Source organism: uncultured Flavobacterium sp. (genome assembly GCF_951805225.1).
Classification (GTDB): Bacteria; Bacteroidota; Bacteroidia; order Flavobacteriales; family Flavobacteriaceae; genus Flavobacterium.
The window spans coordinates 2,029,892-2,049,605 of sequence record NZ_OX638201.1 but is presented as its reverse complement, the minus strand read 5'-3'; the positions used below and the strand labels follow the sequence as shown (position 1 = coordinate 2,049,605).

The following is a 19,714-nucleotide window of genomic DNA, read 5'->3' as shown; positions in this document are numbered from 1 at the left end:
GTATGTTATAAGTGTTTATTTTACGATAAGTTTTTTATCTGTTTAAAGAATTGAGCCTTCTTTAAAACTAAGATAGTAAGAGTTGGTTTTACGTATTACTTATCAAACCCGCGGTTGAAAAAGCTGCGGGTTTAAATAGATTTCAAAGAATGTTTCAACGAGAGGAATAATTCGAAAAAAGTGAATGAGAAAATGAGATAATTAGTCAATTAGATAATTATTTATGATGATCAATTTCTTGTTGTCGAATTATAAAAAATAGAAGATGTGAAAATTATTAATCTGGCCAATTATCTAATGATCTCATTTTCTGATTATCAAAATAACTAACTAACCTAACCTTAAAATCAAAGAAATGAAAAGAAATGTATTTTTATTTTTTCTTACCCTTTTTGGACTCCTTTTAACCGGATGCCAAAATAATGAATCAGATTTTCCAAGTTCTGATAATCCTACGGTTGTAGTGTCGACAAAAGAAATTTACGGCGCACCAAGTAGAAAATTTGAAATTAAAGCCGCTTTGGCTGATGATTTAGGATTAAAAAGTGTGCAAATTCAAATTCCTGAATTGTCTCTGGATAAAGTAATTTCATTTGCTACAGATCCTTTACTTAAATCGTATGATTTGAGTTATTTTTTTGAAATTCCTGCTAACAGAGGAACTTCTGAAGCCTTCAAAATAAAACTAATCATTACGGATGTTTCCGGAAACGCAGTTAATGAAGAAATTAATTTACGTTTAGACGGAGAATTTGCTGCGCCTGCAATAACAATGATAACGCCAAAAGAAGGAGCAGTTATCTTATTGTCTACAAGCAAAGAAATGCCGGTAAACTTTGTAGTTAATGACGATTCTGGTATTGATTATATTCAGGTTAAATGTGCTGAATTAGGAATTGATGAAATGGTTCAGTTACAAGGAGCGCCACAATCTTATACTTTCAATAAAACGTATACATTGCCAGTGACCGCGGCAAATTATGTATTAACCATTACGGCGAGAGATAAATTTGCGATTCCAAATACAGGAACTTTAAATGTAAATATAGTTGCGACAAACGAATATCCTGCAATCTATTTATGCGATCAGCCAAAGGGAACCAATCTTACGACAGATGTCGTTGGAGTTCCAATGTATTTCCATGAGAAAAACGGACAAGATTTCGAATTCAAATATTATGCAGACAAAGACAATAAAGAAGTTTATTTCTTAGGTCAGGAATCAGATTTTGCCCCACATTGTTTTGGTTTGAACGAAGCAGGAACTTTAGTTGATGATGTTGCTTCAACGCCAATTATTTTACCTACAAAAGGATATTATATCATAAAAGTAAATCCAAATACATTGACATATACTGCAACAAAATACACGCCTGCAAGCAAAGTTTGGGCAGATATTGCAAACGGATTATGGCATGATGTTGAAGCGCAAAGAAGACCTTTCGTAAGTGTTTGTGGTAGCGGAATTCAAGGTGCAGATTGGGATACGTGGACTGCATGGGTTCAAACAGGATTACACTTGGCAAACAACCCAAACAACCCTTACCAATTAGTGGGAGAATATACTTTGACAGGACAATTAGAAGCGACTTTTACAGGTCAATGGTGGAGTCCGTCATGGAGATTAATTAAAAATGGTATTTGTACAATGTCACCGGGAGAAAACGGAAATGCTAAATATCCTGCTGCTCCGGGAGTGTACAAAGTAGTGCTGGATACAGAGTTAGAAAGAGTATTTATCACAAAAAAATAAGTTGTTGTAACCCAGTTATAACATTTAATTAAAAAAATAACTTGATATGAAATTTAAATATATAGGATTTTTTATTGCCCTGATGTGCACCGCAGTATCATTTGGACAAATAAAAATAAAAGGTACTGTTAAGGACAAAGGCAATGTGCCAATTCCGGGAGTTAACCTAATTGTGAAAGGCACAGCGACAACAGCTGCAAGTGATTTTGACGGAAATTATACAATTAGTGTTCCGAATAAAAACGCTCAAATCGAATTTTCATTTGTTGGTTTTACCAATCAAATAGTTCCTGTTGGCGACAAAACAGAGATTAATGTTATTATGCAGGAATCCAGTCAGGCATTAGATGAAATTGTGGTTGTAGGATATGCCGCTGTTAAAAAGAGCGACGTAACCAGTTCGATTTCTTCTATAAAAGGAAAAGAGCTTCAAACCATGACTGTTGGTAACGTTACAGAATCTTTGCAAGGAAAAGTTTCCGGAGTTCAGGTTACTGGGCAAGGAGGTCCAGGAGCACAACCCAGAGTTTTGATTCGTGGTATTTCTACACTAAATCTTAGTACAGATCCGCTTTATGTGGTTGACGGAATCCCAATGGGAACCAGTATCAATTTCTTAAGCAGTAACGAAATAGAATCTATGGAAGTTCTTAAAGACGCGTCTGCAAGTGCTATTTACGGTTCTCGTGCTTCTAATGGAGTTATTTTGATTACCACTAAAAAAGGTAAAGCAGGAAAAACAAGATTCAATTTTGACTTAAGTTCAGGAATGCAAATGATGGATAATCCGTATCATATGGCTGATGCCGAAGGTTATGCCACAATGATGAACAAAGCGTACAACAATTCGGGATATGCTGATTATTTGCCAAATCCTTCTCAATATAGAGGAAAAACAACCGATTGGTGGGATGCCGGAATCAAAAGAGCTTCGCCTGTAACTAACGCTTCTTTAGGAGTTAGCGGAGGTTCAGATACACATACTTACTCTGTTAGTTTGAATTATTATAACTCAGAATCTATTTATGAAGTAGGAGGTTGGGAAAGAATTACCATGAGAATTGCAAATGATTTTAAATTCTCAGATAAATTCAAAGCCGGAATTACGTTGAATCCTCGTTACGAAACTTGGGGTGCACCAAATAACTGGGCTGATTTTGATAAAATTGATCCAATTACGCCAATTTACAAACCAGCAGATCAACTTACAGGATTAGAAAACGAATACAGCATTTATGCACGTTCTCCATCGTATGTTTGGAATCCTATTGCAGCCGTAAAACGTTATGATGATTATACTAATCAGTACAACTTAAATACAAACGGTTATTTACAATACGAACCAATAAAAGGTTTAGTGCTTCGTACACAAGCTTCTATCGAAGTTGGAGATAAAACACAAGACATTTTTAAACCTGATTTTGTAATTGACGCCGCACACGAAAAAGCAGAAATTAATAGTGTCGAAAGAAGAAACAATACCAATGTAGATTGGACATGGCAAAATACGATTACCTATACTAAAACAATTGCAGAGAAACACAACGCCTCTTTTATGATTGGTAATACAATGGAAGAGTACAATCGCAATGAGGTTTGGGGTTATGGAGAAGGTGTGCCAAACAATTCTGATTTAATGAGAGAGTTGAGCGCAGCAACTAAAAACCGTAATAGCAGTGGTAACAGCTGGTCAAACTCTTTGATGTCTTATATTTCCCGTCTTTCTTATAACTACGATAGTAAATATTACTTTACAGGAACTTTTAGACGTGATGGATCTTCAAAATTCATGACCAATAATAAATGGGCAAATTTCCCATCGGCATCTGTTTCATGGAGAATTTTAAACGAAGGTTTCATGCAATCGACAAAAGATATTTTTAGTGACTTAAGATTCAGAGCTGGTTGGGGTAAAGTAGGTAACCAAAATTTACCTGATGCAGTTTACCAATCTAATATCGGACAAGGATTTTACCCTATCGGAGGTAATGTTTTAGATACAGCATTTCCTTCAACTATGGCGAATAAAGACATCAAATGGGAAACTGTAGAAGATGTAAGTTTTGGACTTGATTTTGGATTATGGAAAAACAAAATTACAGGTTCATTAGAATACTATCAAAAGAAAACAGAAGATATGTTATTCTTAAAGCAATTTCCAACATATAGTGGTTTTCCAAATTATTCAACAATGTGGACAAACGTTGGGTCTATGAAGTCAAGCGGTATCGATTTAATGGTTTCTTATAAAGACAAAAAAGGAGATTTCTCTTATGGTGTTGATTTGACTTTTACAACAGTAAATATCGAAATGCTTAATTTATCAACAGCTGGTGAAAGACTTTACGGAGCAGGAAACAGAAGTTTGACGATACAAGGAGATGAGCCAGGATTCTTTTACGGATATGTAGCGGATGGTTTGTTCCAAAATCAGACAGAATTGAATTCGCATACAGATCAACACGGAACAAAATTACAGCCTTATGCGCAAGTAGGAGACGTTCGTTTTAAAGATATAAACGGTGACGGAAAAATTGATGATAAAGACAGAACAAAAATTGGTTCTCCGTGGGCAGATTATAATGTTGGTTTGAATTTTAATTTCGCTTACAAACAATTTGATTTAATTGCTAATTTCTACTCAAGTATTGGAAATGATATTGTTAACCAAAACATTTCAGATTTATACAACGGAGCAAGTTTAACAAACAAAGTAGCAAATCTGGATCAAATGGCTTGGCATGGAGAAGGAACATCAAATTCAGTTCCTCGTTTGTCTAAAGATGATAACAACGAGAACTTTACAAAATTCTCTTCACTTTATGTAGAAGACGGTTCTTATGTGCGTATGAAAAATCTTCAATTAGGATTTTCATTCTACAATAAATTTGGATTAGACAAATTAAGACTTTCATTGTCAGGTCAGAACTTATGGACCTGGACAAAATTTACAGGAGTTGATCCCGAAGTTGCGGGAGGAGATCCTGACAAAGGCGACAGAGTAAAAGGAGCAGGATTTGGAGGATGGAACTATCCGGTTCAGCCAACAATTTTGATGGGTCTTAATGTAGCATTTTAATAAAAAACGACATGAAAAAAATAATAATAGCAATAATAACTTTTTCGATACTTGCAGTTTCATGCAGTGATTTTATCGAAAAAGAACAAAGAGGAACTCAAACCTTAGAGAACTACTTTCAGACCGCACAAGAATGTGAGAATTACGTTAATGAATTGACACGTAGATTGTTGATTCCTAACGATTGGTACGCATTAGTAGCGCCAAGAGTTACCAACGAAATGTCTACAGACGATGCCTGGATGGGTAATACAGGACAGGATAATTCGGCACACAGACCTTGTTCGCAATATATTATTACACCAGATAATATGGGAGATATGAACAGTATTTATACCGCGCATTATTACACCATACAATCTGCAAATATTGGTTTAGAGAAAATGGCTGCATCGCCAATATCTGAAACTCAAAAAAATCAATATATGGGAGAATCCTTATTCGTTCGTGCCTATTGCTACTACGAATTAGTGAATCTTTTTGGAGGAGTTCCGTTATACACAAAATCTTTAGGAACAGCCGATTTAAAATTACAACGTAGTTCAGCTGCCGATGTTTATGCACAAATCGAAGCCGATCTTAAAGAATCTGCACAAAAATTAGAAACAATTCCAGTAAACAGACAAGGAAGAGTGAACAAATGGGCAGCATATGCTTTATTGGCTCGAGTATCTTTATTTCAGGAAAAATGGGCAGAAGCAAAACAATATTCAAACAAAGTAATTACAGAAGGACCATATGCTCTTGAAGGCGATTTCCTAAACATCTGGAACGTAAACAACCATAACGGAGTTGAATCAATTCTTGAAGCACAATCATCATCAGTTCAGGACAAAAGTTTAGGATCAATGTTGCCAACATTATCCGGAGCAAGAGGAGAAGACAAAAAATATTTTCCAAGTAATGATGCTGCAGATGTTCTTGACGGATGGGGATGGTGTATGCCAACCAGCGACTTAGAAAATGCATATCTTTCTGAAAATGACGTAATCCGTCGTAGAAGCACTATTACAAAATGGGGAGAAGCAGCTTACGGAGACGAAGTTTTAAACCCAACACACAAATTCAGCTTAAACGATAATAAATCAGGACGTATTTGCCGTAAATATTATATTCCGATAGTGACACGTCGTGCATTAGACAAAAAAGACGGACACTTACCATTGAATATTCCGTTGATTCGTTTGGCCGAAATGTATTTGACAAGAGCAGAAGCAAGTTATCATGTTGGTGGAGACGCTTTGGCTGATATCAATATCATTAGAGCACGTGTAAAATTAGACCCAAAAACAGGATTGGCAGGACCAACACTTCTAAAACAAATCTATAAAGAACGTCGTTTAGAATTGGCTTTCGAAGGATTGCGTTTATATGATATTCGTCGCGAAAAAGATCCATCAACAGGAAGACCGGTAATCGAAGGTTTAATGGGACCAAGCGGAACTTTTGTTCAGTACAATCTGAATTCTACAGATCCTTATGAAACTACCAATTTAAGAGAATCACAAGACAAAGGAATCAATTTTAATCCTGCGAAAAACTTATTGTGGCCAATACCACAATTAGAAATTGATTTAAGTGGAGGTTTAATTACACAAAATCCTGGTTACTAATATGAAGTTTATCAACCAAAATAAAGTAAGTCTCCTATGTGCAGGCTTACTTTTCGCAAACACTATTTTAGTAAGTTGCGATTCCGAAAACAATAACAATTCAAACTCCGAAAATACTACAGCCGAATTAAGTATCAATTTGGATGCAAATCTTCAAACGATGGAAAGCTTCGGAGCTTCAGACGCGTGGCAATGTAATTTTATAGGAAGAAATTGGCCATCGGATAAAAAGAATAAAATAGCCGATTTGCTTTTCAGTAAAGAACTTGATGCCGATGGAAATCCAAAAGGAATCGGATTATCATTATGGCGCTTTAACCTTGGAACAGGAAGCGCAGAACAAGGCGATGCAAGCGATATTGGCGACGAATGGCGACGTACAGAATGTTTTACAACAGATGGAGTTTCATACAATATGAACAAACAAGCCGGACAGGTTTGGTTCATGAAAGCCGCGAGAGAACGTGGTCTTGAAAAATTATTGGCGTTCACAAATAGTGCTCCGGTTTACTTAACCCAAAACGGAAAAGCGCACGCAACTATTAAAGAATTTTATAATATAAAAGACAGCAAATGGTCAGAATTGGCTGATTTCTGGACAACATCATTAGACAAATTAAAAACAGAACAAGGATTAACCATCGATTATGTGTCTCCGTTTAATGAACCACAATACGAATGGGATGGTTCAGGACAAGAAGGTTCACCGGCAACGAATGCTAATATTTACAGTTTTGTAAAGGTTCTTTCTCCAGCATTACAAGCAAAAGGATTAGAGTCTAAAATTGTAGTTGGAGAAGGCGGTTCTTATGAGCCACTTTATAAAACAATCTCAGGTAAAGAAAGCAGATCCAACCAAATCGATTATTTCTTTGGCGTAAATTCAGCTAGAAATATCGCAGGATTAAGCAACGTCAAAAAGACCATTTCAGCGCACAGTTACTGGCAAGCATGGCCATTGACCGAGTTAGTTTATTCAAGACAATCAGCTGAAACAAGAGCACAAGCAGTGGCAGGATTAAGTTTATGGTCATCTGAATATTGTGTTTTGGAAAGTCCGGGAACCGCAGAACTTCCTGGCGGAGCAGGTCCGGGAAGAGACTTAGGAATGCCGTTGGCACTTTGGACAGCCCGTATTATCAGTACAGATATTGCCGTTGGAGGCGTAACGTCTTGGCAATGGTGGACAGCAATTAGCCGTGGAGATTACAAAGACGGATTAATTCACGTAGACGATGGTTCAAGCAACGGCGCCGGAAATGCAGATTATTGCAAAAACGACGGATATATTAGAGATGCAAAAACACTTTGGGCATTAGGAAACTTCTCTTTCTTCGTAAAACCGGGTATGATCAGAGTTCAGATTCCAAGTGTAGATAATTCCACTTCCGTGAATGATGTAATGGTAACCGCATACAAAGATGCAGCAACAAAAAAACTGGTTGTTGTAGCGGTTAACATCAGCAAATCGGCAAAAACATACAAATTGAATCTTTCAGGAGGAACTTTAGCAGATAATAAATTAACACCTTATACAACTTCAGAAACCCTGAGTTTGAAAAAAGGAACCGCAGTCGATGCAACGAATTTTGTAATTCCGGCAAAGTCAGTTGTGACTTATGTGGGTAGTTATAAATAGGAGGTTCTAAGGTGCTGAGATACTAAGTTACTAAGGTTTTGAAATGCTTTGGCAAAATTAGGATCAACGGCGCAAACCTTTGTCAAAGTTTTAAACTTTGACAAAGGTAATTGACAGAGTTTGTCAAGAAAAAAATTAGAGTAAAAAATTAACCGCAAGGTGCGCAAAGAAAGACCGCAAAAATTCGCAAAGCTAGGAATAAACTTTGCGAACCTTGCGAAAACTTAGCGTCTTTGCGGTTGAAAAAACAAAAAGAATAAAACAATGAGAAAAATATATATCTCGCTTTTATTGGTCGTGAGTTCGCTGTCATTTGCACAGCGAACCATCACCATTAGCACAGATAATGTAGTGCAGACCATGGACGGTTTCGGCGGTTCTGATGCATGGAGATGTCAGTTTGTTGGAAAAAATTGGCCCGACCAAAAAAAGAATGCCATTGCCGATTTACTTTTTAGTAAAGAAATTGATGCACAAGGAAACCCAAAAGGAATCGGACTTTCGATCTGGAGATTTAATCTTGGAGCAGGAAGTACAGAACAAGGCGAAAACAGCAGAGTTTCGGATGAGTGGAGAAGAAGCGAATCTTTTTTACAAGCCAACGGAACTTATGATTTCTCAAAACAAGAAGGTCAAAGATGGTTTTTGCAAGCCGCTAAAAAACGTGGTGTCGAGAAATTCCTCATTTTCACCAATAGCCCACCGGTTTATATGACAAACAACGGATTGTCTTTTGCAACTCAAAAGAATAAACTGAATCTAAAAGATGGTGCAATTCCAAAATTTGCCGATTTCTTAGTTCAAAGTATTCAGGGATTAGAGAAAAAAGAAGGAATCAAATTCGATTATGTAAGTCCAATAAACGAACCACAATGGGAATGGATGCCAAATAACGAAGGCAAAAATAGTCAGGAAGGAACGCCGGCAACCAATCAGGAAATTTCTGATTTAACCAAATCACTTTCGGAAAAACTCAAAGCAAATAAAATGAGTACCGAAATCGTAATTGCCGAAGCCGGACAAATCAACTATTTGTATGAAAATGTAAATGCCGAAAACAGAGACAATCAGATTGAGTATTTCTTTGGAAAAACAAAAACAAACATTTCGAAATTTTCCAATGTAAAAAATGTGATTTTAGGACACAGTTATTTTACAACGTGGCCAGTTGAGAAACAAGTTTTAAGCCGAAAACTAATCGCGGCAAACATCAAACAAAATCTGGGATTGAAATATTGGCAATCAGAATATTGCATTTTAGAAAATCCGGGAGAAGCAGAAATTCCTGGAGGTTCAGGTGGCGGCAGAGATTTAGGAATGCAAACTGCTTTGTTTGTAGCACGTTTAATTCACAATGATATTGCAGTTGCAAACGCAGCTTCATGGCAATGGTGGACATCGATAACAAGAGTTGATTATAAAGACGGTTTAATTTATCTTGATGACGGAAAAAGCAACGGAGGAACAGCACCGGACTATGTGAGAAACGATGGAGAATTTCATGATTCAAAACTACTTTGGGCTCTAGGAAATTATTCCTTATTCGTGCGTCCAGGAATGCTGAGAATAGATGTTCCAAACCAAAACGAAATCGACGCTGCAAACGACGTAATGTTAACCGCTTACAAAGATGTACAGAACAAAAAACTAATTGTAGTTGCGGTAAACTGCGGAAAATCTCCCCAGAAATACAAATTCAATCTTTCAAAAGGAATCGTAAAAAACAACGAAGTAACGCCGTATATTACTTCTGAAAACACAAATTTAAAAAGAACAGAAATTCAAAAAATCGATAATCTCGAAATTCCCGCAAAGTCAGTTGTGACGTTTGTTGGAGAATTAGAATATTAAAAAGTTTCAAGTTTCAGGTTTCAAGTTATCGCAAAGAACCTGAAACATGAAACCTGAAACAAAAAAAAACTAAAAAACTAAATTTAAGAATAACACAAAAGCTCAGAACCTCAGTATCTCAGCACCTTAGAACCTTTAAGAAAAATGTTTACAAAAAAGATCTTACTGCCCGTACTTCTCTTTTCGTGTTTGTCTGCATTCAGTCAGATATCGTTTGGAGATTCCAAAAAAATCAACGACAACTGGAAATTTAATTTACAAGATACTCCGGATGCGCAAAAAGCAACTTACGACGACAGCAAATGGCAAGCCGTAAATGTGCCGCACGATTGGAGCGTAAAAGGGCAATTGAGCCCAACATTGGCAAGTTGTACAGGTTTCTTGCCAGGCGGAATTGGCTGGTATAGAAAATCAATTAATATTCCGCAAAATAAAACAGGCGAGAAAGTCTATTTATATTTCGAAGGAGTTTACAACAGAAGTGAAGTTTTCCTTAACGGACATTCCTTAGGAAAACGTCCAAACGGTTATATTTCATTTGCTTACGATGCAACTCCATATATAAAATACGGTCAGGAAAATATCATTTCGGTTCGTGTAGATCACAGTCAAAGTGCTGATTCAAGATGGTATACAGGTTCAGGAATTTATAGAAACGTTTGGTTAGTTTATTCAAATCCTGTTCATATTGCACAATGGGGAGTTTATGCTTATCCCGAAGTAAAAAACGGTACAGGAACTTTGAATGTTGAGGTTGATGTTGAAAACAATTCAGCAGCAAAATCTAGTGTAACCGTAATAAATGAATTGATTTCTAAAGACGGAAAATCTGTTGGAAAATCATCTTCTAAAGTTGAAATTGCAGCAAACAAAAGTGGAAAAATTTCGACTAAAATAAACGTAAAAAATCCTCAATTGTGGGATTTAGAAAATCCTAATTTGTATCAGCTTAAAACAACCGTTTTAAAAGATGGAAAACAAATAGATGAAACAACGACAAAAACAGGTTTCAGAACTTTTACTTTCGATGCAAATAACGGTTTTGCATTAAATGGAAAGTGGATGAAAATGAAAGGAGTTTGTTTACATCATGACGCAGGAGTTTTAGGTTCAGCAGTTCCAAGAGAAGTTTGGGAAACAAGATTGAAAACATTGAAAGAAATTGGCGTAAATGCAATACGTACAAGTCATAATCCGCAAGCGCCGGTTTTTTATGAACTTTGCGACGAGTTAGGATTATTGGTTTTAAACGAAGCTTATGACGAATGGGAATTTCCAAAACGTAAATGGTTAGAAGGCTGGAATTATGGAACTCCGGGATTCGAAGGTTCATTTGATATTTTTGCAGATTATGGAGAAAAAGACCTTGAAGACTTCGTTCGTCGTGACAGAAACCATCTTTCGGTATTTGCGTGGAGCATTGGTAATGAAGTAGATTATCCAAACGATCCTTATTCTCACCCCGTTTTAGACAAAGGAAAAGAAGGTTTTGGACAAGCAGCTTATGGCGGTTACAAAAAAGATGCACCAGATGCAATGCGTCTTGGCGTAATTGCAAAACGTCTGGTTGCAGCAGTAAAAAAATACGATAAATCGCGTCCAACAACAGCAGGATTAGCCGGTGTTGCAATGTCTAACGAAACAGAATATCCGGGAGCATTAGACATTACAGGATACAATTATACTGAAAGCAAATACCAATCAGATCACGAGAAATATCCAAACAGAGTCATTTTCGGAAGTGAGAATGTTCACGATATGGAACCTTGGTTAGCGGTAAAAAACAACAAACATATTTTTGGACAATTTTTATGGACAGGAATTGATTATTTAGGAGAATCAGGAAGATGGCCTTCAAGAGGATTTTACTCAGGATTAGTTGATTTTGCCGGAGTAATCAAGCCAAGAGGATATTTCCGTCAATCACTTTGGTCAGATAAACCAATGACTTACGTGGGAACTTATCCATTAAAAGATGTAAAAGACGTTTCTAAAGATGCGTGGGCAATCTGGAATTACACTCAAGGTGAAATGATTCGCGTTGTGTGTTACACAAATGCTGCAAAAGCACGCTTAGAATTAAACGGAAAAGTAGTTGGAGAAACAAAAGTTTACGACGAAAAAACCGGAATTATTTATTGGGATATTCCGTTTACATCAGGAAAATTAGAAGCAATTGGTTTAGATAAAAATGACAAAGAAGTTAGCAAATACGCCATTAATTCGACGCAACAACCAGTTGAATTGACAATTGCCGATAAAAACATCACGATTACAAAAGACAAAGGCGTTGCCAAAATAATGGTTCAGGTAAAAGATCAAAATGGTTTACCGGTAATGCTTTCAGACAATGAAGTTACTTGTACAATTAGCGGACCTGGAATTTTATTAGGACTTGAAGCAGGAAATAACAGCGACATGACAGATTATACAGATAATGTTCAAAGAGTTTATCACGGTCATATTGCCGCTTATATTCAATCAACCGGAGAAGCACAACCTATAAAAGTGACCTTTACAAGTCAATGGTTAAAACCAGTTGAGGTTACTGTTAATGTGAAGTAATTGGCATAAGATAAATCGTCAACGAAGACCCGACAGGTTTCCAAAACCTGTTAGGTCTAATTAGAGAGACAGATTAAAATTATTATAATCTTTTTAATCTGTGGCAAAATAAATTGACACATGGAAATCGTCAACGAAGACCCGACAGGTTTCCAAAACCTGTCGGGTCTACTTTAGAATAGATATATTAAAAAAGTTTATTATATTTAAAGTGTAATAATAACACTTATTTGAAATTATCATGAAAATACAAAATAGAATAGCCTTAATACTTGGAGTTGTTTTAGCATCAGCTTCTTCAAATGCTCAGACAAAAACATTCGCAAAAGACGAGTTCAAACAATGGGCACAAACGCCGCCAATGGGTTGGAACAGTTGGGATTGCTATGGTTCTACGGTAGAAGAACACGAAGTAAAAGCCAACGCCGATTATATGGTTAAAAACCTGAAAAAGTTTGGTTGGGAATATATAGTTGTAGACATCAGATGGTTTGTAGAAAACGACAAAGCAGGCGGATACAACCAAACAGATCCTCGATATGTAATCGATCAATACGGAAGATATCAGCCAGCCCTAAACCGTTTTCCATCGGCGAAAGACGGACAAGGATTTAAACCTTTGGCAGATTATATTCATAAAAAAGGATTGAAATTTGGAATTCACATTATGCGCGGAATTCCTAAAAAAGCCGTTGAAGATAAATTACCTATCAAAGGCGCAAACGGAATCACAGCAGATCAAATTTATACAACCGCTTTGCAATGCGAATGGCTAAAAGACAATTATACCATTCTTGCAGACAAACCCGGAGCACAGGAATATTACGATTCATTGTTTGAACTTTACGCACAATGGGGCGTAGATTTTATCAAGATCGATGATTTATCAAGACCTTATCACGAAGGAGAAATCAACCTAATCAGAAACGCAATCGACAAATGCGGACGTAAAATTGTATTGAGTACTTCGCCTGGAGAAACGCCAATTACTGCAGCTTCACACGTAAAAGAACATGCGAATATGTGGAGAATGGTCGACGATGTTTGGGACACTTGGCCGCACATTACACATTTGATGGAAGTAAGCCAGAAATGGTATCCATACATTGCGCCAGGAACTTGGCCAGACTGTGATATGATTCCGCTTGGGCGAATTTCCTTAAGAGGAGAACGTGGCGAAGACCGAATGACTCGTTTGACAAAAGACGAACAATATACGTTGATTACCTTCTTCAATATCTTTAAATCGCCGTTGTTTTTTGGTGGAGATTTACCAAGTAATGATGCTTTTACCTTGTCATTATTGACCAATAAAGATGTAGTGAAAATGCACAATGAAAGTACAGATGTAAAACAACTTTTTCAGAAAGACGGAAAAATTGCCGTAACCTCAAAAAATCCTAAAGACGGAAGCGTTTATTTGGCTTTATTTAATATCTCAGACAATACTTCTGAGAAAATTGCTGTAAACCTTTCAGATCTTGGAATTTCAGATTCTGCCGAAGTTTTAAACCTTTGGACAGGAGAAAAAACAAAAGTTTCTGCCAAAGAAATTTCTGCCGAATTAAGACCGCACAGTTCCATTTTATATCAATTAAAAAGTAAAAAATAATGAAGAGATTACAATTTTGTCTTGTATTGTTTTTAGCGTTTTTTAATTTTTTACAAGCCCAAAATAACACAAAAGGAATTCCGCCAGTTATTGCCGAAAAAGATTTGACAGCCTATTTGTTCGTTTATTTCACCGGAAATAATGTCGAAGAAGAAGCCGTAAGATATGCCATCAGCGCAGACGGTTATCATTATTACAATCTGAATAATAATCAGCCAGTTATTGATAGTAAAACGATAAGTTCAACTGGAGGAGTTCGCGATCCGCATATTTTGCGAGGCGACGATGGCAAAACATTTTATATGGTTTTGACCGATATGACATCTTCAAAAGGTTGGGACAGTAATCGCGCGATGATTTTATTAAAAAGTACAGATCTTGTAAAATGGGAGAGTAGCGTTGTGAATATTCAAACCGCATTTTCAGGAAATGAAAACCTGAAACGTGTTTGGGCACCACAAACTATTTATGATGCAAAAGCAGGTAAATACATGATTTACTTTAGTATGCAATATGCCGGAGGACCTGATAAAATTTATTACGCTTATGCGAATAAAGATTTCACCGCTCTGGAAAGTGCTCCAAAATTATTATTTGTGCCAAAATCAGAAAGAGCTTGTATCGACGGAGATATTATTGAAAAAGACGGCGTTTACCATCTTTTCTATAAAACAGAAACTGAAAAAGCAGGAATAAAAGTTGCCACAACAACTGATTTAACATCAGGAAAATGGATTGAAAACGACAACTATTTACAACAAACAAATGATGGAGTTGAAGGTTCCAGCGTTTTCAAACTAAACAATTCCGATGAATATATTTTGATGTATGATATTTACACCAAAGGAAAATATCAGTTTACAAAAACGAAAGATTTAGAAAATTTCACCGTAATTGATAACGATATTTCCATGGATTTTAATCCGCGTCATGGGACAATTTTACCCATAACACGTTCTGAATTAAAAAGATTAATTGCCAAATGGGGAATGCCGGCACAATATCCACAAATAAATAATAATCCGGTTTTAGAAGGATATTACGCAGATCCTGAGATTTTATATTCAAACAAAACCAATAGATATTATATCTATCCAACAAGTGACGGATTTGACGGTTGGTCTGGAAATTATTTCAAAACTTTTTCATCAGATAATCTAACAGATTGGAAAGACGAAGGAATTATTGTAGATCTTAGAAAAGATGTAAAATGGGCAAACAGAAATGCCTGGGCGCCGTGTATTGTAGAGAAAAAGAAAAGAGGGAAATATAAGTATTTCTATTATTTCACAGCAGCACAAAAAGTTGGAGTTGCATCTTCAGATAACCCAACCGGACCTTTTAAAGACAGCGGAAAAGCTTTGATAAACAAAAGACCAGAAGGCATAAAAGACGGTCAGGAAATCGATCCCGATGTTTTTACAGATCCAAAATCCGGAAAAAGTTATTTGTATTGGGGAAATGGTTATATGGCTGTAGCCGAATTAAAAGCCAATATGACTTCTATAAAAAAAAGTAGCGTAAAAGTAATTAAAGTCGACAACACCTTTAGAGAAGGAACTTACGTTATTTACAGAAACGACACGTACTACTTTTTTTGGAGCGAAGACGATACCAGAAGTCCGAATTATAAAGTAAGATATGGAATTTCGAAATCACCACTTGGACCAATCGAAATTCCGGAAAACAATATCGTAATCCAAGGAAATCCCGATCAGGGGATTTATGCAACGGGACACAACTCCGTATTGCAAATTCCAAACAAAGACGAATGGTATATTGCATATCATAGATTTTCATACCCAACCGGAATAAAAATGGGTGATGCAGGAGGTTTTCATAGAGAAGTCTGTCTTGATAAACTAGAGTTTAATCCAGATGGAACCATCAAACAAGTAATTCCAACGCATACTGGAGTTAATGCAATTAAGTAATGTGACTTCCCGTTGTGCCGTTAGGCACTAAATATCGGTAGTAATCAATAGGATCAAAATTCGTTGGCGTGCCGTAGGTACGCAACAAAACGTTAATCATTGCGTACCTACGGCACGCCAACGTGTCCCAATTCATATTTTCTACCAATATTTAGTGCCTAGCGGCACATTTTGAACTCTTGATTTACACATATATTGATAACAAAAAAAGCGAGGTTTATAGCCTCGCTTTTTAATTAAATATATAAAACATTAAAATTTATGCTGTCTGATCATCTGTAGTTGCTTCTGGCGCATTTGTTTTTACCGATTCAATTCCGTTTTCTCTTGCGGCAGTACTTTCATACATTTCGCTTGCGCCAATAATTTGACCGTTAGTAGCCTTTAGATTAAAATAAGGTTTACCATTAGAAGATTCTTTTCTGTCAAATTTATTGTCATCTGCTGAGTTTGTTTTCACAGATTCGATACCATTTAGACATGCAGCTCTTGTAGTATACCCTTCGCTGGTTAAAATTGTTTGCCCGTTTCCTGCTTTTAAATTAAATTGAAATTCGCCGTTAGTTCTTTTAGTAATCACAAATTTTCCCATATAGTTTTTTATTTAAGTTAGGCATTAAATTATTTTGCTATTGATAAAAATACAAAACTTCACCATACAAATTATAATTCAGTAAAAATAAAATTGTAAGAATATTAAAAGACAATAAAACTATTTTTCAGGAGTTTCAATAAGAAAGAAAATGCCTTAATTCAGTTTTTAAATTCTTGTTTTTCTAAATTTTTTCATTGCAAAAACTAGAATAATATAGGTATATTCTGTATATTTAGCTCATTCTAAAAAAAAATAATTATGAAAAAATTAATGTTAATGTTAGTTATTTCAGGTCTTACAATGTCTTGTAATAATAAGAAAAGCGAAAACAAAGTTACTACACCTATCGATACTACATCTTCAATTGTTGAAGAAACAAAAAACATAGTTCCGGAAAGTGAAAGTCTGGGCGAAGCAAAAATATACGAAGGTGTATTGCCTTGCGCAGATTGCAGCGGAATTCAAACAGTCTTAAAAATTTATCAGGGAGATGGCACTATGGAAAGTCACAAGTTTGAATTGACAAGTACGTATCAAGGAAAAGAACCTGGAAATGTCTTCGTACAAAAAGGGAATTTCAACACCGAAAGAGGAGTAGGAAAAGATAAAAACGGAACAATTTACGTCCTTAATTACGACAAACCAGAAGGCGAACAAATATTCTACGGCCTGACTTCAGCAGAACCAAATAAAATTTTCCTCTTGGACAAGGAACGTCAAATAATCAAATCAAAATTAAATTATACGCTAACTTTGAAAAATTAGAAAATTAGATAATGAGATAATGAGATAATGTGTCAATTAGAAAATGTTAACATAAAAGAAAAGGCTTTCAATTTTTTGAAAGCCTTTATTAAATTATCTAATTATCTAATTGGCACATTATCTAATTAATTTTATTTTTTACGTTAAACGAAGGCAAAATATACTTTTGAATCAATTCATCACTTGGTGATTGCGAATTATAATTTCCACCAGTGATAACTGTGATCATATTTTGTTCTTCCCAAATATATATTTTCTGTCCGCCGTTTCCTTGCGCGGCTTTTCCGTTGTATTTTACGCCGTCGACATTCAGGTATTTTAGCCACCATAAATAGCCGTAATTTACACCTTGAACAACAGAATGTTTAGCAAGCGATTGTTCGACCCAATTTTTAGAAACAACTTGTTTACCATTCCAAAGGCCTTTATTCAGATACAGTAAACCAAATTTTGCCATATCACGAGAATTTAAATAAACCTGACAAAAAGTTTCGGCACTTGAAGCATCAGGTTTAAAATTCCATTTGAAATTCTTAATACCAAGATCTTTAAACAGCGTTTGTTTGGCAAATTCAGGTAAAGGCATTTTTGTAGCTCTTTCGATAATTTTTCCCAACGTAATAGGATTTCCCGAGCAATACATTCCTTTTCCACCCGGAACATCAACCATTGGCAAGTCCAATGTAAATTGAACCCAATCATCAGAATTATTCATTGCTGTTTCATTTCCTTCCGCTTTAGGATTGCTCACATCACAATCAAGACCACTTTGATTCGTCAAAAGATTTTCAATTGTAATTTGTTTTTTATCGTCCGTAAGATTCTTAATCGTATAATCCGGAAAATAAGAAAGTACCGTTTCAGTTTTATCCTTAATCAATCCTTTATCAATCGCAATTCCGGTCAAAGCCGAAACAAAGCTTTTTGTAGCCGATCGAAGTTCGTGCAACTTAGCTTTATTATTGTCATAAAAGTATTCCTCAAAAACTAATTTCCCGTCTTTAATAATCAAAACGCTATGAACATTAGCATAAGTTCCGTCCACAATTTTTTGCATCATTTCGTTCAATAAAGCTTTATCCAAACCAGTATTATCAAGCGTTCCGGTAACTAAACCGTCTAAATCTTTTTTGGGTTGTTGATACACGTATTTATAATCCTTCGAAACATTTAATCTTGGATACCACATTTCTTTCGGAAAAACGACTTTTTTATTAAGTAATTTAAAAGTTTTTCCATCAGATGAATATCCATTAACTACAGAAGACTGATCTCTCAGGAAAGTCACAGTTTCTTGAGACATATTCAAAAAAACATCTTTTTCAGAAGGTTTTAGAGCATATTTACTGTCGTTGATAATGGCAAATAAAATCGTGTCTTTTGGAGAAGCAGCGATTTGCAAAGTGGTGTTGTTTTTATATTCATAAACACCTTCATACTCTTTTAATTGTTCATAGGTAATTTTAAACTTTTGCTGAGAATATCCGTAGAAAGCAGACAACAAAAGAAGTAACAGTAAATAGGTCTTTCTCATTCTTTTGGTTTTTGGTTAGTTAATTGGTTATGTCATAGTTAACAGAATTAAAGATATAAAAAAAGAGACACTAAATTAAAAAATTAGTGTCTCTTTAAATATGTTTTAGAAGTATAAATTATTTGATTGTAATTGGCACTTCAACAGTTGTTTTATCCCATCCTATTACAAGATTTGCAACAGAACCCTGAGTTGTAAATGCAATTGATAAAGCTTCAACAACATTAGATACTGACTTAACCGGAACAGTTACTTTAGCAATATCTTTACTTTCATCATAGGCATAAGCGCCCCACATATCAAGCTCTTTATTGATGATAATTGTCCATTTGTCTTTTTCAGGAATAGCAAATAAGCTATAAGTTCCAGCAGGAATATTTGTACCGCCAATTGAAACCGCTTTGTAAAATTTGATTTCAGTATTCTCATTTGCACCAACGCGCCAAACTTCACCGAACTTAATTAAATCTCCAAAAACCACACGCCCTTTAACTGAAGGTCTTGAATAAACAACCTTAATAACAGGCGATGGATTATCTGTTTTTTTGAACTTAACAGCTTTATTTGGAAAATAAGAAATGTCAACCGGACTTGCGTCAAGAGGAGCAAATTTTACCACATCTTGTGCATTGACAGAAAAAGCAGTCAATAAGATAATTATCAATAAATTAAAATTTTTCATAGTTGTAAATGATTTATTATAGTTTACACAAAGTAAGTTAATAATGAAGAAAAATCATATAAGTTATAACCTATTTTTTGTTAATGAATTGG

General features: G+C 35.6%; 12 protein-coding genes. 9 read left to right on the top strand and 3 right to left on the bottom strand.

Annotated elements, in window-relative coordinates; translation table 11 throughout:
• Positions 1 to 355 precede the first annotated feature (355 nt).
• The 8 genes from WN975_RS08460 to WN975_RS08425 all read left to right on the top strand — a co-directional run bounded on the left by WN975_RS08460 (position 356) and on the right by WN975_RS08425 (position 16,046).
• Positions 356 to 1,753 (top strand): hypothetical protein, encoded by a 1,398-nt coding sequence (locus WN975_RS08460; RefSeq protein WP_337966148.1) that lies wholly within the window; start codon positions 356 to 358, stop codon positions 1,751 to 1,753.
• 46 nt (positions 1,754 to 1,799) lie between these two features.
• Positions 1,800 to 4,832 (top strand): TonB-dependent receptor, encoded by a 3,033-nt coding sequence (locus WN975_RS08455; RefSeq protein ID WP_337966147.1) that lies wholly within the window; start codon positions 1,800 to 1,802, stop codon positions 4,830 to 4,832.
• Positions 4,833 to 4,843: 11 nt separating this feature from the next.
• Positions 4,844 to 6,445 (top strand): RagB/SusD family nutrient uptake outer membrane protein, encoded by a 1,602-nt coding sequence (locus WN975_RS08450; protein ID WP_337966146.1) that lies wholly within the window; start codon positions 4,844 to 4,846, stop codon positions 6,443 to 6,445.
• A gap of 1 nt (position 6,446) precedes the next feature.
• Complete coding sequence (locus WN975_RS08445; RefSeq protein ID WP_337966145.1) at positions 6,447 to 8,084, top strand: glycoside hydrolase; 1,638 nt, start codon at positions 6,447 to 6,449, stop codon at positions 8,082 to 8,084.
• A gap of 264 nt (positions 8,085 to 8,348) precedes the next feature.
• Complete coding sequence (locus WN975_RS08440) at positions 8,349 to 9,935, top strand: glycoside hydrolase (protein ID WP_337966144.1); 1,587 nt, start codon at positions 8,349 to 8,351, stop codon at positions 9,933 to 9,935.
• A 144-nt stretch (positions 9,936 to 10,079) separates the two neighbouring features.
• The gene (locus tag WN975_RS08435; RefSeq protein ID WP_337966143.1) at positions 10,080 to 12,500 is read left to right on the top strand and encodes a glycoside hydrolase family 2 TIM barrel-domain containing protein; all 2,421 of its coding nucleotides are present in this window, start codon (positions 10,080 to 10,082) and stop codon (positions 12,498 to 12,500) included.
• A 241-nt stretch (positions 12,501 to 12,741) separates the two neighbouring features.
• Positions 12,742 to 14,112, top strand: coding sequence for a glycoside hydrolase family 27 protein (locus WN975_RS08430; RefSeq protein ID WP_337966142.1), 1,371 nt, complete (start codon positions 12,742 to 12,744; stop codon positions 14,110 to 14,112).
• The gene (locus WN975_RS08425) at positions 14,112 to 16,046 is read left to right on the top strand and encodes a family 43 glycosylhydrolase (protein WP_337966141.1); all 1,935 of its coding nucleotides are present in this window, start codon (positions 14,112 to 14,114) and stop codon (positions 16,044 to 16,046) included. The genes WN975_RS08430 and WN975_RS08425 overlap by 1 nt, the downstream gene beginning before the upstream one ends.
• A gap of 259 nt (positions 16,047 to 16,305) precedes the next feature.
• Here WN975_RS08425 and WN975_RS08420 read toward each other — a convergent pair whose 3' ends face one another.
• Positions 16,306 to 16,638: a YegP family protein gene (locus WN975_RS08420; RefSeq protein WP_337966140.1), complete on the bottom strand. Its 333-nt coding sequence runs from the start codon at positions 16,636 to 16,638 to the stop codon at positions 16,306 to 16,308.
• A 261-nt stretch (positions 16,639 to 16,899) separates the two neighbouring features.
• Between WN975_RS08420 and WN975_RS08415 the strand changes: the two genes are divergently transcribed.
• On the top strand, positions 16,900 to 17,406 hold the full coding sequence (locus WN975_RS08415; RefSeq protein ID WP_337966139.1) for a copper resistance protein NlpE: 507 nt from the start codon (positions 16,900 to 16,902) through the stop codon (positions 17,404 to 17,406).
• Positions 17,407 to 17,527: 121 nt separating this feature from the next.
• Here the strand turns inward: WN975_RS08415 and WN975_RS08410 are convergent, their stop codons facing one another.
• Both WN975_RS08410 and WN975_RS08405 read right to left on the bottom strand, forming a co-directional pair.
• Entirely contained in the window at positions 17,528 to 18,940 is a 1,413-nt protein-coding gene (locus WN975_RS08410) for a serine hydrolase (RefSeq protein ID WP_337966138.1), read from the bottom strand.
• Between the two features lie 118 nt (positions 18,941 to 19,058).
• The gene (locus tag WN975_RS08405) at positions 19,059 to 19,622 is read right to left on the bottom strand and encodes a DUF2911 domain-containing protein (RefSeq protein WP_337966137.1); all 564 of its coding nucleotides are present in this window, start codon (positions 19,620 to 19,622) and stop codon (positions 19,059 to 19,061) included.
• Positions 19,623 to 19,714: the final 92 nt, after the last annotated feature.